Below are 24561 nucleotides of genomic sequence, written 5' to 3' on the forward strand. Positions count from 1 at the left end.
CAATAAATTCGAACATAGGCTTCGATTTATTGCGCTATCTCTGTGGCAGGATTGTGAATAAAGTGTCAACAAGCAACGGGGCATTGCCCATTCAAATATCTATAAGGAAACACCATGAGCAAGGTATTAGTTCTTAAATCCAGCATCCTGGCAGGGTACTCTCAGTCTAATCAGTTGTCCGATTATTTTGTTGAACAATGGCGCGAAAAGCACTCCGCTGATGAAATCACCGTGCGTGACCTGGCTGCAAATCCGATTCCGGTCCTGGATGGTGAACTGGTTGGTGCACTGCGTCCGAGCGATGCGCCGCTGACTCCGCGTCAGCAGGAAGCTCTGGCGCTTTCCGATGAGCTGATTACCGAGCTGAAAGCCCACGACGTTATCGTTATTGCGGCACCGATGTATAACTTCAATATCTCGACCCAGTTGAAAAACTATTTTGACCTGGTTGCACGTGCAGGCGTTACTTTCCGCTATACCGAGAAGGGTCCGGAAGGCCTGGTCACCGGTAAAAAAGCCATCGTTATCACCAGCCGCGGTGGGATCCATAAAGATGGCCCAACGGATCTGGTAACGCCATATCTGTCCACATTCCTGGGCTTTATCGGCATTACCGATGTGAAATTTGTCTTCGCCGAAGGGATCGCGTACGGCCCGGAAATGGCAGCGAAAGCACAGTCTGACGCAAAAGCAGCCATCGACAGTATTGTTGCTGCATAAGATTTATGATGCCTCCCACGAAAGTGGGAGGTTTTTTATTTAACCCGCCTTTTGCGCAATACTGTCCAGCGTTGCCAGCACGTCATCCGTTAGCACTAATTCATCGGACGCCATATTCTCCCGCAGATGCCCCACCGAAGAGGTGCCAGGAATCAGCAAAATATTCGGTGAACGCTGTAACAGCCACGCCAGCGCCACCTGCATTGGTGTCGCATTAAGGCTTGTAGCAACATCGGAAAGCGTGGAGGATTGCAGCGGCGTAAAGCCCCCGAGCGGGAAGAACGGCACGTAGGCAATGCCATCACGAGCCAAAGCATCAATCATTGCGTCATCAGCACGGTGGGCAATGTTGTATTCGTTCTGCACGCAGACGATTTCGGCAATCTTTCGCGCCTCTGCAACCTGCGTCGGTGTGACGTTACTCAGGCCAAGATGTTTTACCAGACCTTGTTGTTGCATCTCCGCCAGCACTGTCAGGCTGGCCTCAATCGATCCTTCCGCTGGGCCATGACCATCCCCCATCATAACGCGCAGGTTAACCACATCCAGTACGTCCAGGCCGAGATTACGTAGATTATCGTGTACCGCTTTTTGCAGCTCTGCCGGAGAAAATGCGGGTAACCAGGATGCGTCCTCTCCACGCCGCGCACCAATTTTAGTGACAATTGTCAGGTCGTCAGAGTAAGGATAAAGCGCTTCGCGGATAATCTGATTGGTGACGTGCGGACCATAAAAGTCGCTGGTATCAATATGATTGACGCCCAATGCCAGCGCCTCGCGCAGCACGGTTATAGCGACGTGGCGATCTCTTGGGGGGCCAAAAACCCCAGGACCAGCCAGTTGCATCGCGCCATAACCAAGACGGTTAACGGATTTTGTACCGAGAGTAAATGTGTTGCTGCTCATCGCACCCTGCCCTGTAATAAAACGGATTAAGAAAAATCAGTATAGAAACGAAAAGAGATAAATAATGCGAGGGTGTAAACAAGATTGCGGGATGAGTTGTACTGTTGCCCTGAAAGACACGAAACCCCAGGCAGGTTAAGACACGTCAAGCACCGCATCCGGCAATAAAAAAACCGCAACCTGTATCAGCGTTGCGGTTTATGCATTACATGCTAAAAATTAGAACGTTTTCTTGAAGTTTAGCATCACACCTTTATCACTGATGCCGTCTTCTTTCCAGTGGAATGCATCTACCTGCAACGCACTTTCCTGGCTGCTGTATTTCACACCCATTGTCGCCAGGCTGTTGAAACCACCACCATTCTGACCATCATCAATGTTGAAACGCTGGCTTCCCGCGCCCGAAACGCTCGCAGTTCGCTGGCTTTTCACATAGCTCAGGTTCGGGCCGCCTTCCAGCGTGGCGTTCGCACTCCAGCCGTCCTTACCGGCATAGTCCAGTTTCAGCCCAACAATGCTGTCCACTGCCGTTTCGCTACCGCTGTTCATGCTCAGGTTAAAGTCACCCGCATTGCGTTCCTGATAGCCACCCTCCAGTGTGTGACGCAGTTTAACCCCGGCATATGGCGTGACGTTCAGCCCTTCACGCAGCTCAAAGGTTTTCGCCCCTTCACTACGGAACTCCAGGTACTGTTGTTTCACATTAGCATCGGCTGTTTTATTGATATCGCCGTACGCTACCGAGCGGCTGCTGTCGAGCTGGTGCACATCATAACGCAGGGCGTTATTCCAGTTCATACCGTTGTCAAAGGCCATCTGGTGTTTCAGACCGAAGAACTGGCTGTAACCGCCTGTCACTCCGTTATCGCCTGCGGTATCTGAACCATTACCCTCCAGACGCGCAATCCCGTATTCCAGACTCAGGTTCTGATGTTCAGTCAGCGTCAGAGATTTACGCAGCGCCATCATGTCGTACTGTGTGTCGTTACCCAGTTCAGCACGCGGGTCGCCTTTCGCTACCACGTTGAAGGCCAGACCGTTTGCGACTTCCGGTGCTGCATCGGACAACATGCTGAAGCGGTTACTTAACACTCGTGCTTCATTGAATACCGTTGTTGCCTGGCTGCCGCTGACCTGTTTCAGCGCACTGTTCAGTTCCGCCGTGGTGCCTACGTTCAGGCTGCTGTACAACTCGTTGTTGGTATAGCCCGCATCCAGTACCTGCGCGACGGTGTTAACAGATGAATCTGTTGCTACATCGGTGTAGGCATTTTTAGTCATCGTGACATCAACGTTGCCGCTGGCGTCAGTAGTGCCTTGCGCGTTCCATACCACAGAGGTCGATGTAATCGTCTCTGCGTCGGTCAGATTACTGCCCTGAACGACGTTGTCGAAGGTCACGGAGGTGGAGCTGGTTCCAGCCGTAAATCCGGTGTTAACAGAAACCCCTTTCAGGCTTGCATTGTTCACTTTCAGCTTGCCGGCACTGCCGTCAGAACTGGTTCCTACAACATAACCATTCAGTTTGTTCTGGCTTCCGTCACTGGACGGGGTGCTGGCCGCAACAGAAACCGACGAGCCAGGTACATCAGGCAAAGTGTAATCAGCATAATGCACTTCGCTATTGTTACCGTTATTGCCGTTCACACCTTCAATGTTAACGCTGTCACCTTGCTTGATTAGCCCGGAACCTGTCACTCCATCGGCAATAGTCACTGTGCCGTTGTTCACGAGGTGGCCTACGGAACCCAACATGCTAAATGCAAAGGAGTTGTTGGCGTAAATGTTGATGGCGCCATTGTTCTCAATGACCGCATCAGCTGTCGTGCCGCTGTCCAGTTGCATCCCGATCATGCCCGTGTCGGTCGTGCCCGACGTTCCGAGGTTGATCGTGCCGTTGTTAACCAGTCGTGCGTTTTTATCCCCTTCCATCGCAATAGCGTTATTACCGCTAATATTCATGGTGCCGTCATTCTGCGCAACGTAATTGCTGTGAATGAATTTCACTGCAACGCCGCTGTCTTTATCAAAATTGACGACCCCATTGCTCTGGTTCCAGAAGAAGGCATTGCTGCTCCCGGCATCACTGGCGCTTACGGCCAAAGATTTCGCCGTGACATCCGCAATACCGCCGTTAATAAAGCGCCCATTCCCACCCCAGAAATTTAGTACGCCGCTATGGGAAGAGTTGGATAGCAACATTTTCCCGGTATTGTAGAACGTACCTGACTGATTCAGATGAACAGCGTTTTTGCTATTATCCAGAATGAAGTCACCACTGTTTTTGAACACGGCATTATTATTAATTTCCAGCATGCTGGCATTACTACCACTACTCGTATCGCCAAGGGACCAGATCCCCATGTTATTAGCAATAGCGCTGTTGGCCAGTCCGGAGCCGTTCTTCACCGTCCCGCCCTGTTGGTTATTGAACGTTCCTCCTGTCTGAGTCATACGACTGTTAACCGACCCTGTGTTATTGAAAGTACCGGCGTTTTGCGTCACCTTCGCCACAGAGCCTTCGTTACTTAACGCACCGCCGTTGATAATTATTGCGTTATTAATCGTACCCGTTGATGTATTAACTAACTTACCGCTACTAATCGCAATATCAGCACCGGAAAGCGCACCACTGTTAACAACATTACCGTCTTTTTTGTCGCTAATCGTGGCTTTTTTGGTCAGACTTTGTGTTTCACTCTGTGCAGTGATGACATCGCCACCCGTGTATAATATCGAGGTATAGGAGTCAGTATCATTATAGTCATTGCCCGTCAGGCAATTAGTGTTAACACAAATGGTGCCATAGTTAAGAATGACACCGTTACCAGTGCTATAAAATGCCTGCCCATTGTCAGCATTAATATTGATAACACCGGTTTGATCGTTAATGGCGGTACCACTGTTATATGCAGCCATACCGATAAGCGAATTCACGCCCAGGCTACTATCGTAATTACCGTTTTTCTCCAGATTAATGGTGCCCTGGTTAATAACCGTATTACCAGCGCCGTAGGCGGCCATACCAATTCCGGCGTTATAAACGGTGATAACACCACTCTGTTGGTTGACTGCTGTGGCGTTCTTCCTCGGTCCACTGCCAGCATCTGTCCCAACGCCCATACCAACAGAATATCCTCTGGCGTCGTTACCAATGTTGTCACGCAAAGTTGTTGTATCGTTTACATCAACCCACAGTGCATCCAGTGTAATCTGCCCCGCGTTTTCTGCCGTACTTTCATCGATGGCCAACATACCGACATTGCCACGTCCGAACATCTCGATTTTGCCGCCGTTCTCATTAAGTACATAACCATGAGTTTTGGCGCTAAGGCCCGTCATACTGTTCGCTGCGTTATAAAAGACTAAATCATTAAAACCCAGTGACGCTCCAAGGTTGATTACGCTCTCTTGTTCCGCCACTTTCGTAGTGATAGTGCCTGTGTTCACGACACTGGCCCCTTTGGTGGCTAAATAGCCATACCCTCCGTTTGCAAACAGCCCATCGAGGTACTGAGAAAGCGTGAGATTGCCAGTGTTGCTTCCGAATGAATCCTCACCAGTAATAGCGGCAAAACCGATGCTTCGGAGATTAATATCACCGTTATTGACCAACTGAGAGCCAGACGATGCATCAATGAGGTGATCGGCTGACATAGCATAACGCTCGTAAGTATCAACCTGCATGTTGATCGTGGCATCCGCACCGACGTCCAGCATGGCACCATTCCGCAAATCAATGATTTGTGTATTGCCGAGCAGCACATCACCGCTAATAGTGGAATCCCCGTTCAGATGAACGGACGATTTTCCATCAACACTGACAAGAGGTACCTTTCCACTGCCTTTCCGCTCGGATGCAATAGTGGAACCGTCAGTTAGCTTGTTCGCCTCACCAACCAGTTGAATACCGCCATTCAGACGGAAAGTATTACCATCACCTGCAATGCTGAGTCCGGTGATATTCTCCTGGCTGCCATCAAATATAATGGCGCCAGCAGAACCGCGTGTAGTAAGTTCACTGTCAGCAACAACCGTTAACTTACCGTCCAGAGTGACATTGTTATCACTACCGTTGACATTAATCCCCACAGACGGGTCGTAGAAATAATCTGCCGCGTTATCAGCCGTTTGATCTTTATCTACCAGAACATTACCGGTGATATTAATAGTGTTGGCATCGCCGGATACATTCACGCCTGTCGCCTTCTGACCGGTGACGTTCAGATCTTTTGCCGCCAGCGTGACGCTGTTGTTATTACCGTTTAGATCCATCCCGGTAGAGAAGTCGCCCACCTGCATACTGCCTGCCAGCGAAATATTCCCTTCATTAGTGGTAATGTCAAAACCTGTCGCGTTATTGCTGACGTTAACATCACCCGTGTTGGATACGGTTGCTTTTTCACCGTTGATGAGTACGCCAATTGAGCCCTCATCGGAAACCGAAATATCTCCTTCATTGTTTAGCGCGGCGCTGTCGCCAGCGATCTCCACGCCATAGGCACCACCCGTCACAATCAGACCACCATCCAGATTTACAGTGCCGTTATTGCCCGTAATTTCTGTTCCGGTGGAGTTTTTGCCGTCTACCGTGGTGTTGCCAGTATTGTTGACCTGAGCATCGTTGCCGTTAACCTGCGTGCCCGTACCGCCGTTAGTAATGGTGCTGTCTCCGTCATTGCTGACGGTCACTGCATTACCATCAACCTGAATACCGACAGAGTCCGTATCCGCTACAGTGATCGCTCCTGTCGTGTTTGCAATGGCGCCGTCTCCAGTGATATCAATCCCGTGAGCACCGCCGCTGACATCCAGCGTGCCGTCCTGATTCACCACCGCGTTGTTACCCGCGATTTCCGTGCCGGTGGCGTCTTTGCCATCAACAGTGGTGTTACCGTTATTATTCACGGTGGCTTCATCGCCGTTAATTTGCGTGCCGGTGCCGCCGTTGCTGATAGCATTGTCGCCATCGTTGTTGACGATGGCTTTATCACCGTCGATCTGGATACCGATGGAATCCGGATCGGTAACCGTCATACCGCCTTTGTTATCCACTTTGGCGCTGTCGCCGGTGATATCAATACCGTGACCGCCGCCGCTGACATCCAGCGTGCCGTCCTGATTCACCACCGCATTGTTGCCCGCGATTTCGGTACCGGTGGAATCTTTGCCGTCGACAATGGTTTTGCCGCTGTTGTTCGCGGTCGCGTCGTCACCGTTGATTTGTGTGCCGGTACCGCCGTTGCTGATGGCGTTGTCGCCGTCGTTGTTGACGATGGCTTTATCACCGTCGATCAGAATACCGATGGAATCCGGATCGGTAACCGTCATACCGCCCTTGTTGTCCACCGTGGCGCTGTCGCCGGTGATATCAATACCGTGACCGCCGCCGCTGACGTCCAGCGTACCGTCCTGATTCACCACCGCGTTGTTACCCGCGATTTCCGTGCCGGTCGAGCCCTGACCATCAACGGTGGTTTTACCGTTATTGTTTACGGTGGCTTCATCACCGTTAACCTGCGTGCCGGTGCCGCCGTTACTGATGGCGTTGTCACCGTCGTTGTTGACGATGGCTTTGTCGCCGTCGATCAGAATACCGATGGAATCCGGATCGGTAACCGTCATACCGCCCTTGTTGTCCACCGTGGCGCTGTCGCCGGTGATATCAATACCGTGACCGCCGCCGCTGACGTCCAGCGTACCGTCCTGATTCACTACAGCGTTATTACCCGCGATTTCCGTGCCGGTGGAATCTTTGCCGTCGACAATGGTTTTGCCGTTGTTGTTCGCGGTCGCATCGTCACCGTTAATTTGTGTGCCGGTGCCGCCGTTGCTGATGGCGTTGTCGCCGTCATTGTTGACGATGGCTTTATCACCGTCGATCAGAATACCGATGGAATCCGGATCGGTAACCGTCATACCGCCCTTGTTGTCCACCGTGGCGCTGTCGCCGGTGATATCAATCCCGTGACCGCCGCCGCTGACGTCCAGCGTGCCGTCCTGATTCACTACAGCGTTATTACCCGCGATTTCCGTGCCGGTCGAGCCCTGACCATCAACGGTGGTTTTACCGTTATTGTTCACGGTGGCTTCATCACCGTTAACCTGCGTGCCGGTGCCGCCGTTGCTGATGGCGTTATCGCCGTCATTGTTGACGATGGCTTTGTCGCCGTCGATCAGAATACCGATGGAATCCGGATCGGTAACCGTCATACCGCCCTTGTTGTCCACCGTGGCGCTGTCGCCGGTGATATCAATACCGTGACCGCCGCCGCTGACATCCAGCGTACCGTCCTGATTCACCACCACGTTGTTACCCGCGATTTCGGTACCTGTAGAGCCCTGACCATCAACGGTGGTGTTACCGTTATTGTTTACAGTGGCTTCATCGCCATTAATCTGCGTGCCGGTGCCGCCGTTGCTGATGGCATTGTCGCCGTCGTTGTTGACGATGGCTTTGTCGCCGTCGATCAGAATACCAATGGAATCCGGATCGGTAACCGTCATACCGCCCTTGTTGTCCACCGTGGCGCTGTCGCCGGTGATATCAATACCGTGACCGCCGCCGCTGACATCCAGTGTACCGTCCTGATTCACCACCGCGTTGTTACCCGCGATTTCGGTACCTGTAGAGCCCTGACCATCAACGGTGGTGTTGCCGTTGTTGTTTACAGTGGCTTCATCGCCATTAACCTGCGTGCCGGTGCCGCCGTTGCTGATGGCGTTGTCGCCGTCATTGTTGACGATGGCTTTATCACCGTCGATCAGAATACCGATGGAATCCGGATCGGTAACCGTCATACCGCCCTTGTTGTCCACCGTGGCGCTGTCGCCGGTGATATCAATCCCGTGACCGCCGCCGCTGACATCCAGCGTGCCGTCCTGATTCACTACAGCGTTATTACCTGCGATTTCGGTACCTGTAGAGCCCTGACCATCAACGGTGGTGTTACCGTTATTGTTCACGGTGGCTTCATCACCGTTAATCTGCGTGCCGGTGCCGCCGTTACTGATGGCATTGTCGCCGTCGTTGTTGACGATGGCTTTGTCGCCGTCGATCAGAATACCGATGGAATCCGGATCGGTAACCGTCATACCGCCTTTGTTATCCACTTTGGCGCTGTCGCCGGTGATATCAATACCGTGACCGCCGCCGCTGACGTCCAGTGTACCGTCCTGATTCACCACCGCGTTATTACCTGCGATTTCGGTACCTGTAGAGCCCTGACCATCAACGGTGGTGTTACCGTTATTGTTCACGGTGGCTTCATCACCGTTAACCTGTGTGCCGGTGCCGCCGTTGCTGATGGCGTTGTCGCCGTCATTGTTGACGATGGCTTTATCACCGTCGATCAGAATACCGATGGAATCCGGATCGGTAACCGTCATACCGCCCTTGTTGTCCACCGTGGCGCTGTCGCCGGTGATATCAATCCCGTGACCGCCGCCGCTGACATCCAGTATACCGTCCTGAATAACTTTCCCGTTATTACCGGCGATCTCCGTGCCAGTGGAATCTTTACCATCAACGATGGTTTTGCCATTGTTGTTTACTGTGGCATTATCACCCGTAATAACAAGCTCACCGTTATGATTATATTGCCACTTCGTTGCGCCATCTGCGCTCACCCCGTCAAGGGCAACCGTGTTATTCGCTTCATCAATTTGCCAAATATTAATAGTTGCCTTACGGCCATTGCTATCTTGTAGAGAAATAGTCCCGTCAGCATTCTCGGTATAAGTAAAAACTGAATCGCGAATAGTTAACGTTTTTGCTGTTTTATCGAGGATAACGTCATTATTAAACGAAATTGGTTTGGGAGGCGTCGGGGTATCATCCGAACCGTCGTCTGGTATTATCTCATCTCCGCCAGGAGTTGGGGGAACTGGAGTGTCGTCTGAATTATCATCAGGTGGAGTTGGTGGAAGTGGAGAATTATTGCGATGATGATGATCATCATCGTCGTTTAGTTCCACTATGGCTAAGGCTGTGATTAACGCAGTAGCAGCACCTGTGGCAAGCCATGGCATCAGGTTCTGTTCGACTACAGGGGAGCATTCAGAGGGTAAGCGTTTAAGCTCTTCTGGACTGAGTTTTCCAGGGTCTGCCGGACAAGTCACATTGGTATTTTTCTTTTCACCTGTGGTGGTTTCTATCTCTGTGATATCTGCCGCCCAGCCCTGACCACTCAGAGCCAATGCAATACAGGCTGACAATAGAGTTTTCCTTTGCATAATAAATCCTTCTGGCGAATATAAAGAAGGTCGGATGCCTTAACCCAACCAATTAATCAATCAATTAAAACATAGAGGACATTCAATATTGCCAGTAGATTGGCACCTAATCAAACATATTCTCTGACAATCTGTAATTATAATTTGAGTGAATGAATACACCTGCATAATATACAACTTGCGTATATTATATGAATTATAGATTTAAATGGCATCAGATAAGCATTCATTTGATAAAAAACGGTACAAATCAATACTCAAATAAATAAATCAGAGCAGAAGCATAATTCTGCTTTATAATTAAAGGGAAAAATAATTATATAACTGTTACTGTTTCGGTCGCAGATTCTCATCAAACACCAGGCGTTTCCTGCCAGGTTCAACTTCCCGCAATGGCTCGACTTGATGCAACGTCTGCTTACAACGAGTCACCAGCACCTGATGCCCTGCTTTCTCAATGCCAGCTCCTGCTCGCTGAGTTCACGAATCGCTTTCGCCGGGCTGCTGACAATCAAGTAATTAGTCGGCATTTCTGCTTTGGCTTTCACAAATGCGGAAACACCAACAATACTGTTCTCACCAATCACCACACCGTCCATCACTACCGCGTTAATTCCCACTAATGTATGGCGGTGGTTAATGCAGCCGTGAAGAATAGTCGGAGATACAGGTATGTCAGTACGTAGTTTGTACCGAATGTTTGCCGATAAAGGTTTGGTGGTCGCGCAATATATTCGTAACCGTCGTCTCGATTTTTGTGCAGATGCGATTCGCCATGCCGCAGATGATGAAAAACTGGCAGGCATTGGCTTTCATTGGGGATTTTCCGACCAGAGTCATTTTTCAACGGTATTTAAACAACGCTTTGGGATGACGCCAGGCGAGAATCGGCGTAAATTCCGCTAACTAATTCGCGTTGCATGTACAGCAACGCGAATTAGTTAAAACAGATATTTGACTATGCATTTTTCAGGGCGAAAGGCAATTTGACAGGCGTTTTTGAATAATCATCTTGTTTCCGGAAAATAGATTAATCGCCTTCTCCTGTAGCGTTATCCCGATATTGCGGCTTTACTATTAAAATTTTCGCACCCATTTACCGTTTATCCCTTGTACATATTCCCCGGGTTTGGCCCGTTCTACGAGCTTTTGCCCGGCGAGTTTCGCGATATCATCTACCGACACATTATTTTGCTTTGCCAGTTGTTGATAGCTCGCTTTACGTTCGGCATTAATGTCGGTTACTAATTTCTCAGTTTCAGCATCTGTTTTCAGCGCAACCAGATAACCATAAAATGTTTCGCCTACCCGCCCCTGAGTTCTGGCTTCATCCAGAGTCAATGCCATTACATTGCTGCTTACCAAGCCAACAAGAAATGCACAAAGAAGTAATGTTCTTTTCATCATCACCTCAAAAAAGATCGCTACGGGTCTCAAGCAGCTCTTCGACATCTTTGTCTGCCTTGATGATGATCTCATGCTCAATTTTAACGTTCATATTGATAGTGATCGGTTCCTTAGGTGCAGCGACTTCAATACGAGGCGTACAGCCAACCAGCATAAAAGATGACGTCAACGCAGCCAGTAAAATTTTCATTGTTTATCCTCACACTCTTTTCCTTGCGGACAGTCATTTCCCGGCAGACGCGCGTTCTGCTCCAGCCATGCCTGGAGATTATCGCCAAAGCGTAAACTGCGCCACAGCGTAAAAATATTCTCTTCATGATGGTAATTAAGATTTACCGTACCGCTTTTACCATCAACGCGACTGGTACCTGTAATATTGGCCTGCATGGTTAATAAACCGAGATTATCTAAATTAATTTTTGTCGATGAACGGCTAATTTCCATATAGCGCAACCAGTTAATTGCTGAACCCGCGGTCATATTGTCTTTCACCACCGCATCTGCGGTGTCTTTATCCAGCCGCAAGGTCATTGGTCCGCTATTTGCCAGCCAGCCGTCTTTCACTATCCATTTTTCATTGTTTAACCATAACGGCAGTGCACCACTAAATGCCCCGGACATGGCGAATTGTTTCGGATTAACGGCGCTAACCAGTTCGCTGGATGAGAGATTATTCAGTCGCAACAGTGCCGGGTCATGTTGCGGCATACGTAATTGTTTCATCAGCACGTTACCGCCTAACACATCGACACTAACATCAGTCAACAGCAATGGTTCTTCTTCAGTCCACGGATAACGCCCTTGCAAATCAGCCGTAATATTTTTCGCTGTCACCAGATTAATCACTTCGGCAATTCGCAACGTAACGGGGCCGCGAGTCCCCAGATGCCAGGCTCCATCGGCAAAACGGAAAGGCAGGACAAAATCGACACCGTTAACCTGATTATCTGGCATCCAGGCACTACCGCCTTTCAATACGCCGTGCCCCCCCGCGCGGAATCCTTGTTCGGGCGCTGCTGAAAATGCGACCTGAGCATACAGTTCACCATCGCGTAAGTTCATCTTCCAGTCGGGTGGCGCCAACGGCTGGAATACAGTCAGTGATTGTTTAGGCCACCAGGCGTTACCGCGCAGACGAATACCGTCCCAGCGACCATTTACCCGAACCGGGCCAATCTCACCAGCATGTAAATCGCCTTTAAAGAGGAAATACGTCGGATCGCGCCCATCGACACTAAATTTTAAGGTTGATGGCGGTAACACACTGCCGCCAGTGAACAGCGTTTGCCCGGCGTCCAGTGACAGAGCGCCGCTGAAGGAGGGATGCTGTGCGTCACGTCCCCAGACGACGGGCTTGTCGAGAATTAATCGCGGCTTTTCTACCGTCATCGTACCGTATTGTAACTGGTCGAAACCGGTGGAGAGATCGGTCAGCGTAATCGTGCTGTCATGCCACTCACCTTTTCCTGCGACATCCCAGGTGGCATTCATCGGTGTAAAACTCCCTTTTCCCCAGTAGCGCCACTGCCAGCGGCCAGCGTCAGGGAGAAAATCATTCGCCAGCCCATCCATATGCAGCACGAAATCGCCCAGTTCATTTTCATGCGCCTGCAAAATGGCCTGCAAACGTCCGTCAACACCACGTTGGGTGACTTTTACACCCGCTAAAGGCCAGCGGATTTCATCGATGTCCAGCGAATCAATGACTCTTCCCTTTGAACGAAGTAACGCGCCAGGCTCAAAGGTCAGCGTTGGGTCAGACAGACTTCCACTTAGCTGCGCAGGTAAACGGGCATATAAAATGAGGTCCGCCTGTTTCGCTTCACCGGTCAGCTGCAGAGGCAGCTGGCTGTTATCCATGCTTAATTTTCCTGGGCCAAAATTTAACACCGCGTTGCCTTTACCCGCTTGCCCCTGGGTCAGCACACTCAGTCGCCCGCTGACCAGAGCGTTCTCGAGCCCTGCCTGCCAGTTGTCGACTTTGACACCCAGTCGGCCACTCAAAGGAAAACCTGCATACGGCCAGCTCCAGCGACCATCGCTTACGGTCAATTGTTGACGAGTAATTTGCCACGGCAAATCGAGCAACGGATCGCCGTTATCCCGTGCCAGCACAATCAATTGCCCGCTATTTTCCTGCCAGTCCAGCTCGGCATCCACCAGTGAAGGCTCCTGCGGTAAGTTTAACGTCGCAGTAGCATGACCACTTACAGGAAGTCCATCCGGCACGAGCGGCATAGTAAATTCCCCCACCAGTTTTACCGGCGGCTGATTTTCAAACGCGACGACATCCAGTTCGCTGACTGTAAGTTGTTGCCCTTTAAGCTGGCCTTGAAATTTAACTTTTTCGCCCTGATAACGCAGTTGCTGGATATCGGAGGTTAATGCGAGAGAGAGTTTTCCCTGCCATTCCTGCCAGGGAGAAAAAATCAGTTTATCGATATTGATCCAGGTGTTAGGCAACATGGCCTGCCACTGCGCGAGGGTTTTGGGAGCGGCTGGCGATTGCTCCGTCTGCGGCAATTTCGCCAGACAAGCAGAATCAAGTTCTACCGTGCCGACGTTCAATAACCAGCGGCTGGGATGTGAAAGGCTGGCGTTGGTGATATGCGCAAGCTGACAATCTCCCACCAGATAACGGAGATCGGGGATGATTAAACCTTTACGCGTAATGCGTGGGCTTTCATCTAATGCAATACGTGTCCCGAGCGGTAGCCAGATGCCCGCCAGCGTGGGAACCCACAGCCCGAGCGTCATCAGCAGCGTCAACGGCACAAGAATAATCAGTAATAACAGCGCGAGAACGGCTTTATATTTACCCAGCATGGGTAGTTAATATCCTGATTTAGCGAAAAATTAAGCATTCAATACGGGTATTGTGGCATGTTTAACCGTTCAGTTGAAGGTTGCACCTACACTAAGCATAGTTGTTGATGAATTTTTCAATATCGCCATAACTTTCAATTATATTTGAAATTTTGTAAAATATTTTTAGTAGCTTAAATGTGATTCAACATCACTGGAGAAAGTCTTATGAAACTCGCCGTTTATAGCACAAAACAGTACGACAAGAAGTACCTGCAACAGGTGAACGAGTCCTTTGGCTTTGAGCTGGAATTTTTTGACTTTCTGCTGACGGAAAAAACCGCTAAAACTGCCAATGGCTGCGAAGCGGTATGTATTTTCGTAAACGATGACGGCAGCCGCCCGGTGCTGGAAGAGCTGAAAAAGCACGGCGTTAAATATATCGCCCTGCGCTGTGCCGGTTTCAATAACGTCGACCTTGACGCGGCAAAAGAACTGGGGCTCAAAGTAGTCCGTGTTCCAGCCTATGATCCAGAGGCCGTAGCTGAACACGCCATCGGTATGATGATGACGCTGAACCGCCGTATTCACCGCGCGTATCAGCGTACCCGTGACGCTAACTTCTCTCTGGAAGGTCTGACCGGCTTTACTATGTATGGCAAAACGGCAGGCGTGATCGGTACCGGTAAAATCGGTGTGGCGATGCTGCGCATTCTGAAAGGTTTTGGTATGCGTCTGCTGGCGTTCGATCCGTATCCAAGTGCGGCGGCGCTGGAACTCGGTGTGGAGTATGTCGATCTGCCAACCCTGTTCTCTGAATCAGACGTTATCTCTCTGCACTGCCCGCTGACACCGGAAAACTACCATCTGTTGAACGAAGCCGCCTTCGATCAGATGAAAAATGGCGTGATGATCGTCAATACCAGTCGCGGTGCATTGATTGATTCTCAGGCGGCAATTGAAGCGCTGAAAAATCAGAAAATTGGTTCGTTGGGTATGGACGTGTATGAGAACGAACGCGATCTGTTCTTTGAAGATAAATCCAACGACGTGATCCAGGATGACGTATTCCGTCGCTTGTCTGCCTGCCACAACGTGCTGTTTACCGGGCACCAGGCATTCCTGACAGCAGAAGCTCTGACCAGTATTTCTCAGACTACGCTGCAAAACTTAAGCAATCTGGAAAAAGGCGAAACCTGCCCGAACGAACTGGTTTAATCTTGCCGCTCCCCTGCATTCCAGGGGAGCTTATTCAGATAATCCCCAAAGACCTTTCATCCTCTATTCTTAAAATAGTCCTGAATCAGAAACAGTAATTGAGAACCACAATGAAGAAAGTAGCCGCGCTTGTTGCGCTAAGCCTGCTGATGGCGGGATGTGTAAGTAGTGACAAAATTGCTGTAACGCCAGAACAGCTACAGCATCATCGCTTTGTGCTGGAAAGCGTAAACGGTAAGCCCGTGACCAGCGATAAAAATCCGCCAGAAATCAGCTTTGGTGAAAAGATGATGATTTCCGGCAGCATGTGTAACCGCTTTAGCGGTGAAGGCAAACTGTCTAATGGTGAACTGACCGCCAAAGGGCTGGCAATGACCCGTATGATGTGCGCTAACCCGCAGCTTAATGAACTCGATAACACCATTAGCGAAATGCTGAAAGAAGGTGCACAAGTGGATCTGACCGCGAACCAGTTAACGCTGGCGACCGCGAAACAGACATTAACTTATAAGCTGGCGGATTTAATGAATTAATAGCTGCCACAGCTCCCGGCGGCAAGTGACTGTTCGCTACAGCGTTTGCCGTTGGGTAATGCACACATCCCAATCGCCGTACCATCCAGTTGACGGGCAACAGAAAGCGAACCGCCGATCATTGCACAATTTGCTTCTCCACTACTGGACATCGACGCTTTTAAACCTGGCGCTACGTGCGCCGCAGTCGCCTGCTGAACAGGTTCACGACTACACGCCGACAACAATAAAGCGGCACACCCTACCCAAAACGCTGCTCGCATCTTTTCTTCCTCTGATCTTCAAGCCAAACGACACCGCCATAAATAATAGGCAGCACAGAGGGCGGCGTCGAGAGCTGTCCTGCGCGTTGCCCCGCATTTTTACTTTTTTATGGCTATTTTTTTGCCCTCTGTTTGATCAAAACATTCATTACGCTGATGTGGGGGACACAAAAGCGAAAATGCAGAAGAAAGCCATTTGCTAAAATTGAACGATTACTACTGGGCGCGCAGCAATTTCGTGCGCCCCTCATTTGCGCAATGTAAGGGTGTCATATGATTACTATTGACGGTAATGGCGCGGTTGCTTCGGTGGCGTTTCGCACCAGTGAAGTTATCGCCATCTACCCTATTACCCCCAGTTCCACGATGGCAGAACAGGCTGATGCATGGGCCGGAAACGGCTTGAAAAACGTTTGGGGAGACACACCACGCGTGGTTGAAATGCAGTCGGAAGCGGGTGCTATCGCTACCGTGCATGGTGCTTTGCAAACTGGTGCCCTCTCAACATCGTTTACGTCATCGCAGGGTTTGCTGCTGATGATCCCAACGCTGTACAAACTGGCAGGCGAACTCACACCGTTTGTCCTGCATGTTGCGGCACGTACCGTTGCCACACATGCACTCTCTATTTTTGGCGATCATTCCGACGTTATGGCAGTGCGCCAAACGGGTTGCGCGATGTTGTGTGCAGCAAACGTCCAGGAAGCGCAAGACTTTGCTCTCATTTCGCACATTGCGACGCTGAAAAGTCGCGTGCCATTTATTCATTTCTTTGATGGTTTCCGCACATCTCACGAAATCAATAAAATTGTCCCGCTGGCCGATGACACGATTCTTGAACTGATGCCGCAGGCAGAAATTGATGCTCATCGCGCCCGGGCACTCAACCCGGAACATCCGGTGATCCGCGGTACGTCCGCCAATCCTGACACTTATTTCCAGTCTCGCGAAGCCACCAACCCATGGTACAACGCGGTCTATGACCATGTTGAACAGGCGATGAATGATTTCGCTGCCGCGACAGGTCGTCAGTATCAGCCGTTTGAGTATTACGGGCATCCGCAAGCGGAACGGGTGATTATCCTGATGGGCTCTGCCATTGGCACCAGTGAAGAAGTGGTTGATGAATTGCTGACCCGTGGCGAAAAAGTCGGCGTGCTGAAAGTTCGCCTGTACCGCCCCTTCTCCGCCAAACACTTGCTGCAAGCTCTGCCGGGATCCGTGCGCAACGTGGCGGTACTGGACAGAACCAAAGAACCCGGTGCCCAGGCAGAACCGCTCTATCTGGATGTGATGACTGCACTGGCAGAAGCCTTTAATAATGGCGAGCGCGAAACCCTGCCCCGTGTCATTGGTGGGCGCTATGGTCTTTCATCCAAAGAATTTGGCCCGGACTGTGTACTGGCGGTATTTGCCGAGCTCAACGCGGCTAAACCGAAAGCGCGCTTTACGGTTGGTATTTACGATGATGTAACCAATCTGTCACTGCCGTTGCCGGAAAACACCCTACCAAACTCGGCGAAACTGGAAGCCTTGTTTTATGGCCTTGGTAGTGATGGCAGCGTTTCCGCGACCAAAAACAATATCAAGATTATCGGAAATTCCACGCCGTGGTACGCACAGGGCTATTTTGTTTACGACTCCAAAAAGGCGGGCGGCCTGACGGTTTCTCACCTTCGCGTGAGCGAACAGCCGATTCGTTCCGCTTATCTCATTTCCCAGGCTGATTTTGTTGGCTGCCACCAGTTGCAGTTTATCGATAAATATCAGATGGCTGAGCGTTTAAAACCTGGCGGCATTTTCCTGCTCAACACGCCGTACAGCGCAGCTGAAGTGTGGTCGCGCTTGCCGCAGGAAGTTCAGGCCGTGCTAAACCAGAAAAAAGCGCGCTTCTATGTGATTAACGCGGCGAAAATCGCCCGCGAATGTGGCCTGGCGGCCCGTATTAATACCGTCATGCAGATGGCTTTTTTCCATCTGACGCAGATTCTGCCTGGCGATAGTGCCCTCGCAGAATTGCAGGGTGCGATTGCCAAAAGTTACAGTAGCAAAGGCCAGGATCTGGTGGAACGCAACTGGCAGGCTCTGGCGCTGGCACGTGAATCCGTAGAAGAAGTTCCACTGCAGCCAGTTAATCCGCATAGCGCCAATCGACCGCCGGTGGTTTCCGATGCCGCTCCTGATTTCGTGAAAACCGTAACCGCTGCGATGCTCGCCGGGCTTGGCGACGCCCTCCCCGTTTCGGCGCTGCCGCCAGACGGCACCTGGCCGATGGGCACCACGCGCTGGGAAAAACGCAATATCGCCGAAGAGATCCCCATCTGGAAAGAGGAACTCTGTACCCAATGTAACCACTGTGTCGCCGCTTGCCCACACTCAGCTATTCGCGCAAAAGTGGTACCGCCTGAAGCGATGGAAAACGCCCCTGCCAGCCTGCATTCGCTGGATGTGAAATCGCGTGATATGCGCGGGCAGAAATATGTCTTGCAGGTGGCTCCGGAAGATTGCACCGGTTGTAACCTGTGCGTCGAAGTTTGCCCGGCGAAAGACCGTCAGAATCCAGAGATTAAAGCCATCAATATGATGTCGCGCCTGGAACATGTCGAAGAAGAGAAAATCAATTACGATTTCTTCCTCAACCTGCCAGAAATCGATCGTAGCAAACTGGAACGTATTGATATTCGTACATCGCAGCTAATCACGCCGCTGTTTGAATATTCCGGTGCTTGCTCCGGTTGTGGCGAGACGCCGTATATTAAATTGCTGACTCAGCTCTATGGCGACCGGATGTTGATCGCTAATGCCACTGGCTGTTCTTCAATATACGGCGGTAACCTGCCTTCAACACCATATACCACCGATGCCAACGGTCGTGGACCGGCATGGGCGAACTCGCTGTTTGAAGATAACGCCGAATTTGGCCTTGGTTTCCGCCTGACGGTCGATCAACACCGTGTCCGCGTGCTGCGTCTGCTCGATCAATTTGCCGATAAAATCCCGACGGAATTACTGACTGCGTTGAAATCAGACGCCACGCCAGAGGTTCGTCGTGAACAGGTAGCAGCTTTACGCCAGCAACTCAACGATGTTGCCGAAGCACATGAACTGCTGCGTGACGCAGATGCACTGGTGGAAAAATCAATCTGGCTGATTGGTGGCGATGGCTGGGCTTACGATATCGGCTTTGGCGGTCTGGATCATGTATTGAGTTTGACGGAAAACGTCAACATTCTGGTGCTGGATACGCAATGCTATTCCAACACCGGAGGTCAGGCATCGAAAGCGACACCGCTGGGTGCAGTAACTAAGTTTGGCGAGCATGGCAAACGTAAAGCGCGTAAAGATCTTGGCGTCAGTATGATGATGTACGGTCATGTTTATGTGGCGCAGATTTCTCTCGGCGCGCAGCTGAACCAGACGGTGAAAGCGATTCAGGAAGCGGAAGCGTATCCGGGGCCATCGCTGATCATCGCTTATAGCCCGTGTGAAGAGCATGGTTACGATCTGGCACTCAGCCACGATCAGATGCGCCAACTCACTGCTACCGGCTTCTGGCCGTTATATCGCTTCGATCCTCGTCGTGCCGATGAAGGCAAACTGCCGCTGGCGCTGGATTCACGCCCGCCGTCAGAAGCACTTGAAGAAACGTTACTTCACGAGCAGCGTTTCCGTCGTCTGAATTCGCAGCAGCCAGAAGTGGCAGAACAGTTATGGAAAGATGCTGCAGCTGATTTGCAAAAACGCTATGACTTCCTGGCACAAATGGCCGGAAAAGCGGAAAAAAGCAACACCGATTAAATGCTCTGGATAAGGATTATCCAATTCAAAAAAAAAGCCCGGACGACTGTTCGGGCTTGTCTTCTTATGTGTTGGAAAATCAGTAGCAATGCAATGGCCCAACAGAAAATAAAATCTGTGACAATAAAGGCATATAACCCGCGCAGAATAACGTATAGAAAATTAAAAGTATAATTTTTATTTTGTATGTGTTATCTCCAATACATTCACCAGACTTATTATCATTTCAGAAGAATTATTTAATTAAGGTTTTACTTAAGGCGTAACAAATGATATTTATCGGCTAACTGAACTTCTCCTTTAGGATGTTTTCACTCCCCGAAATGGGGATGAAAGGCAAATAAAATAACTAAAGGATTTATTCAATGAAAAGCAAAGTACTGGCACTCTTAATTCCTGCCCTGCTCGCTGCAGGTGCTGCACATGCAGCCGAAGTTTATAATAAAGACGGCAACAAATTGGATCTGTATGGCAAAGTTGATGGCCTGCATTATTTTTCTGATAATTCAGCGAAAGATGGCGACCAGAGCTATGCTCGTCTGGGTTTTAAAGGCGAAACCCAAATTAACGATCAACTCACTGGCTACGGTCAATGGGAATACAATATTCAGGCAAACAACACCGAATCTTCAACAAACCAGTCATGGACCCGTCTGGCATTTGCCGGACTGAAATTTGCAGATTACGGTTCTTTCGATTACGGACGTAATTATGGCGTAATGTACGACATCGAAGGCTGGACTGATATGCTACCTGAATTTGGCGGTGACTCTTATACCAATGCAGACAACTTTATGACTGGTCGTGCCAATGGCGTCGCGACTTATCGTAATACTGATTTCTTCGGTCTGGTAAATGGTCTGAACTTCGCGGTGCAGTATCAAGGTAACAACGAAGGTGCCAGTAATGGTCAGGAAGGCACCAACAACGGACGTGATGTTCGCCATGAAAACGGTGACGGCTGGGGTCTTTCCACAACATATGATTTAGGCATGGGCTTTAGCGCTGGTGCGGCATACACCTCTTCTGACCGCACCAATGACCAGGTTAACCATACTGCGGCGGGTGGTGATAAAGCAGACGCGTGGACTGCTGGGCTAAAATACGATGCTAACAATATTTACCTGGCAACCATGTATTCAGAAACGCGTAATATGACCCCGTTTGGCGACAGCGATTATGCTGTTGCAAACAAAACCCAGAACTTTGAAGTCACTGCACAGTACCAGTTTGATTTTGGTCTGCGTCCGGCAGTCTCTTTCCTGATGTCTAAAGGCCGTGACCTGCACGCTGCCGGTGGTGCAGACAATCCGGCAGGTGTTGATGATAAAGATCTGGTTAAATACGCCGATGTTGGCGCGACTTACTATTTCAATAAAAACATGTCCACCTATGTTGACTATAAAATCAACCTGTTGGATGAAGATGACAGTTTCTACGCTGCCAACGGCATCTCTACCGATGATATTGTCGCTTTAGGTCTGGTTTATCAGTTCTAAATCCCCCTGCCCGCTGTTTTGGCGGGCTTTTTCTGCTTATTCTTCCTCCTTTGATCTAAATTAAAAATGTGAACTCCGTCATTACACAAAAAGTGTCATCTGGCGTTACACTTTATGCGGATACTAAAACAGGAGGTTTTATGAACAGAACGATTCTTGTCCCTATCGATATTTCCGATTCAGAATTAACTCAACGCGTGATTAGCCACGTTGAGGCAGAGGCAAAGATTGATGATGCAGAGGTTCATTTCCTGACGGTAATACCTTCGCTGCCCTACTATGCCTCTCTGGGTTTAGCGTATTCCGCAGAATTACCGGCAATGGATGACCTGAAAGCGGAAGCCAAATCGCAACTGGAAGAGATCATTAAAAAATTTAAACTGCCAACCGACAGAGTGCATGTCCATGTTGAGGAAGGCTCGCCCAAAGACCGCATTCTGGAATTGGCGAAGAAGATCCCCGCTCATATGATCATCATTGCTTCCCATCGACCGGATATCACCACTTATCTGCTCGGTTCTAACGCCGCAGCTGTAGTGCGTCACGCAGAGTGCTCCGTGCTGGTTGTGCGCTGACACTAACGCCCGCACATTGCTGCGGGCTTTTTGATTCATTTCGCAAATGTGCTGATATTTTCCCCTCTAATCATTACAATTTAAATTTATGAATTATGCATTGATAATCGCTATTATAATATCGTTCCCCTGTGCATTATTATCAGTTTTTCTGGTATTAAAAGGCTGGGCGCTAATAGGAGATGCAATGAGCCACGCAATGTTTCCTGGCATAGTTCTAGTCTGGATTATAGGTATGCCGCTGGGAATTGGTGCATTTATTGTAGGACTGTCTTGTGCAATTGCAACTGGCTATCTGAAAGATAATAGCATTATAAAGAAAGATACCATTATAGGTATCGTTTTTTCAGGAATTTTTGTCTTGACTATCAACAGGCACAAGTCAGCGGATTACAGATATCATTATTACATTACGGTTTACTCTGCATGGTATCGCCTACCATTTTTGCCACATTAAAAGCAGTCGGAATTATTCTGTCTATATACTATTAATAGCTCCAGGGTCTATTGCTGTCCTCATCATGCATCGCTTTCATAAGGCATTACTTATCGCCGTAACGATATCAATAACAATATCAAGCGTATGGTTATTATATTTTCTCAACAGAGCCCCAGCGCCGACAATCGTCCTCTTATTTGCTGTAGCATTTCTTTTCGCGCTGATAATAATCAATTTTCGGAAACAATAATCTCAACAGTAGAATAAAGAGGCAAATCAATCATTACATATATAAGATGGTGCTAATATTGTACCGCCTTTAAATTGAACTTTATCCTTTCACCCTTACACAATTTAAGGAATGCAGATGACTATTTTATCAGCCCCCAGCCTTTTTCCTGGTAATCGAAAACTTGAAAATCATTAACTCTAAGAAGTTCTGCCAAATCGTTGAAATTACTTTAAATTAGACTCGAACAAATCAATCCCTGATGGGGCTTTTACTTATCCATTTAATCGGGTAGATATCGACCTCCATCTGCCCGCCTCAGATTCGTACCTGGTGGAGGTCTTTTTTCGTTACCTCTTTCCCCCTTTAGTTCAGTATAAAATCATCAAACTAATGCTGTTCACACTATTTACCTCCAGCATTCTATATAAATAATAGAAATAAAAACCCCAATACATAGTGCATTGGCATGACCAAACATCAATGCCATTATACTCGCCTCTGTTAAATACTCGCTAGTTAATATGATAGGCACGCATGATATAACAATCCATATGCTAATACATAAATACATCAGTATTTTTCTCATAGTCAGTCCCTGTGATTAACAATCAAGGCATAGTTAAGCATATTTCACATTCAAACGTAAACATTATTAATAACATTATATCAATCGAACTGACATCACGATTCAAGCCCTCTTCAAACTGAAGGTTAGAGCAGCGTAGAACATTTCAAAACAATACACTAAAAAAATACCTGAACAAAAAACTTAATTCTTTTTTATTGTGAACTTTAGTGATTTTGTCATGCAACTCTTTATTACATTTAGGCCTGTATTATTTCATGGCAACGCAGATACAGGACCATTTCTTGTGCTATGGATAAGTAATAAGCTAGTTACATCTTATTAAGAGAACCATTTTCACATATCAAGATATCATCACCACCCACAATGAATTAAGTATTTTTCTTATTCTTTAGATTAGATACGTAATGAATCCCTAACTCCATTCGGGTGTCATGGCTCTTTCATTTGAAATATATTCATATCCAATGTAATATTTCCATGCGCAAATATAATCACCAACCATACCCATCATTTATTACAGAGAATTATTTTATTCACCGAAAGGTTTCACAAAATATCCCCTGATAGAAAACTAAAAAACACTGTATAATATCGCTATTCTGGCACTTGCGAAAAATTATATTCTGCACCTGTTGTAGCGTTCTATTTCTCTGCCTGGCAACGAATGCACAATGTCCGCCACAGTTTCTGTTCTAATTTCTTCCTGTGTTACCGCATCCTGTACGGGTAGCGCAACACCAGCATGCTAAGCAAGGCTTTCCCATCAGATTTCACTACGACTATTTGGGAGCGAGATGGAATGCAGCAGTAAAACGTGCTGGTATTCGCCGCCGTAATCCGTACCATACGCGACATACTTTTGCCTGCTGGCTGTTGACGGCAGGAGCGAACCCGGCATTTATAGCCAGCCAGATGGGGCATGAAACTGCGCAGATGGTGTATGAAATTTACGGTATGTGGATTGATGACATGAACGACGAACAGGTAGCCATGTTGAATGCGCGGTTATCGTAGTTGCAAAGTTTGCCCTCAATATGCCCCATTTAGTACCAGAGAACTGAAATAATGCAAGAAAATCAACAAATTACAAAGAAAGAACAATACAACCTGAACAAGTAAGGGCAAAAATCACAACTATCTGACCCATAAGTATTTTATTTATTTTTCAATATGTTAAACATTATCGGCAACTACAATAAGCCACGATAACCCACTCTTTTTTTGCCCCATTTTTGCCCCTTTTGCAGTGTTTTGCCCCATTTTTGCCACCGAAAATGCGAGAATATCTCAATCTGTAGCCTGCAAATTGCGCCCATGAGTTCTTTCCAAGAGAATCTGTTTC

General features: G+C 48.8%; 12 protein-coding genes and 5 pseudogenes. 9 read left to right on the top strand and 8 right to left on the bottom strand.

What is annotated here, in order from left to right; all coding sequences use genetic code 11:
* The first annotated feature begins 114 nt into the window (after window positions 1-114).
* Window positions 115-720 carry an FMN-dependent NADH-azoreductase gene (azoR, locus tag ACJHX4_RS23395; protein ID WP_000048964.1) on the top strand — a complete coding sequence of 202 codons (606 nt, stop codon included), beginning with the start codon at window positions 115-117 and terminating at the stop codon, window positions 718-720.
* Window positions 721-759: 39 nt separating this feature from the next.
* On the opposite strand, the gene pdxI is transcribed toward azoR, so the two are convergent.
* The 3 genes and pseudogenes from pdxI to ACJHX4_RS23410 all read right to left on the bottom strand — a co-directional run.
* Window positions 760-1626 (bottom strand): pyridoxine 4-dehydrogenase, encoded by an 867-nt coding sequence (gene pdxI, locus ACJHX4_RS23400; protein ID WP_000097823.1) that lies wholly within the window; start codon window positions 1624-1626, stop codon window positions 760-762.
* A gap of 219 nt (window positions 1627-1845) precedes the next feature.
* Window positions 1846-9861 carry an EntS/YbdA MFS transporter gene (locus ACJHX4_RS23405; protein WP_410239919.1) on the bottom strand — a complete coding sequence of 2672 codons (8016 nt, stop codon included), beginning with the start codon at window positions 9859-9861 and terminating at the stop codon, window positions 1846-1848.
* A 327-nt stretch (window positions 9862-10188) separates the two neighbouring features.
* A pseudogene (locus ACJHX4_RS23410) lies at window positions 10189-10517 on the bottom strand (phenylacetic acid degradation protein PaaY); the annotation flags it as partial.
* Here ACJHX4_RS23410 and ACJHX4_RS23415 point away from each other — a divergent pair.
* Window positions 10516-10767: pseudogene (locus ACJHX4_RS23415) on the top strand (helix-turn-helix domain-containing protein); the annotation flags it as partial. The pseudogenes ACJHX4_RS23410 and ACJHX4_RS23415 overlap by 2 nt on opposite strands.
* A gap of 171 nt (window positions 10768-10938) precedes the next feature.
* Here the strand turns inward: ACJHX4_RS23415 and ACJHX4_RS23420 are convergent.
* From ACJHX4_RS23420 to ACJHX4_RS23430, 3 genes are read right to left on the bottom strand one after another with little or no spacing between them, the layout of a single operon-like run.
* Window positions 10939-11265 carry a YdbL family protein gene (locus tag ACJHX4_RS23420; protein WP_001296049.1) on the bottom strand — a complete coding sequence of 109 codons (327 nt, stop codon included), beginning with the start codon at window positions 11263-11265 and terminating at the stop codon, window positions 10939-10941.
* A gap of 7 nt (window positions 11266-11272) precedes the next feature.
* On the bottom strand, window positions 11273-11458 hold the full coding sequence (locus ACJHX4_RS23425) for a YnbE family lipoprotein (RefSeq protein WP_000698145.1): 186 nt from the start codon (window positions 11456-11458) through the stop codon (window positions 11273-11275).
* Window positions 11455-14094, bottom strand: coding sequence for a YdbH family protein (locus ACJHX4_RS23430; protein ID WP_000900946.1), 2640 nt, complete (start codon window positions 14092-14094; stop codon window positions 11455-11457). The genes ACJHX4_RS23425 and ACJHX4_RS23430 overlap by 4 nt, the downstream gene beginning before the upstream one ends.
* A gap of 207 nt (window positions 14095-14301) precedes the next feature.
* Between ACJHX4_RS23430 and ldhA the strand changes: the two genes are divergently transcribed.
* Together ldhA and hslJ are read left to right on the top strand one after the other, a co-directional pair.
* Entirely contained in the window at window positions 14302-15291 is a 990-nt protein-coding gene (gene ldhA, locus ACJHX4_RS23435; protein WP_000762229.1) for a D-lactate dehydrogenase, read from the top strand.
* 110 nt (window positions 15292-15401) lie between these two features.
* A complete protein-coding gene (hslJ, locus tag ACJHX4_RS23440) occupies window positions 15402-15824 on the top strand; it encodes a heat shock protein HslJ (protein WP_001296048.1) in 423 nt (140 codons plus the stop codon).
* Here the strand turns inward: hslJ and ACJHX4_RS23445 are convergent.
* Window positions 15821-16087, bottom strand: a complete 267-nt coding sequence (locus tag ACJHX4_RS23445; RefSeq protein ID WP_001200675.1) for a DUF333 domain-containing protein — start codon at window positions 16085-16087, stop codon at window positions 15821-15823. The two genes, hslJ and ACJHX4_RS23445, sit on opposite strands and share 4 nt — an antisense overlap.
* 273 nt (window positions 16088-16360) lie before the next feature.
* Here ACJHX4_RS23445 and nifJ point away from each other — a divergent pair, with 273 nt between their 5' ends.
* From nifJ to ACJHX4_RS23465, 4 genes and pseudogenes are all read left to right on the top strand, one after another.
* Window positions 16361-19885, top strand: coding sequence for a pyruvate:ferredoxin (flavodoxin) oxidoreductase (gene nifJ, locus ACJHX4_RS23450; RefSeq protein ID WP_000628229.1), 3525 nt, complete (start codon window positions 16361-16363; stop codon window positions 19883-19885).
* 365 nt (window positions 19886-20250) lie between these two features.
* Window positions 20251-21384 (top strand): porin OmpN, encoded by a 1134-nt coding sequence (gene ompN / locus ACJHX4_RS23455; RefSeq protein ID WP_000837933.1) that lies wholly within the window; start codon window positions 20251-20253, stop codon window positions 21382-21384.
* A 140-nt stretch (window positions 21385-21524) separates the two neighbouring features.
* Entirely contained in the window at window positions 21525-21959 is a 435-nt protein-coding gene (uspF, locus tag ACJHX4_RS23460; protein ID WP_001295593.1) for a universal stress protein UspF, read from the top strand.
* A gap of 88 nt (window positions 21960-22047) precedes the next feature.
* Window positions 22048-22648 (top strand): annotated as a pseudogene (locus ACJHX4_RS23465) (metal ABC transporter permease).
* Window positions 22649-23874: 1226 nt separating this feature from the next.
* On the opposite strand, the pseudogene ACJHX4_RS23470 reads toward ACJHX4_RS23465, so the two are convergent.
* Window positions 23875-23990: pseudogene (locus ACJHX4_RS23470) on the bottom strand (DUF1627 domain-containing protein); the annotation flags it as partial.
* Window positions 23991-24002: 12 nt separating this feature from the next.
* Between ACJHX4_RS23470 and ACJHX4_RS23475 the strand changes: the two are divergent.
* Window positions 24003-24233, top strand: a pseudogene (locus tag ACJHX4_RS23475) (tyrosine-type recombinase/integrase); the annotation flags it as partial.
* Between the last annotated feature and the right edge of the window lie 328 nt (window positions 24234-24561).

Origin of the sequence: Escherichia sp. WS2035 (assembly GCF_046487065.1) — a bacterium.
GTDB lineage: Bacteria > Pseudomonadota > Gammaproteobacteria > Enterobacterales > Enterobacteriaceae > Escherichia > Escherichia coli.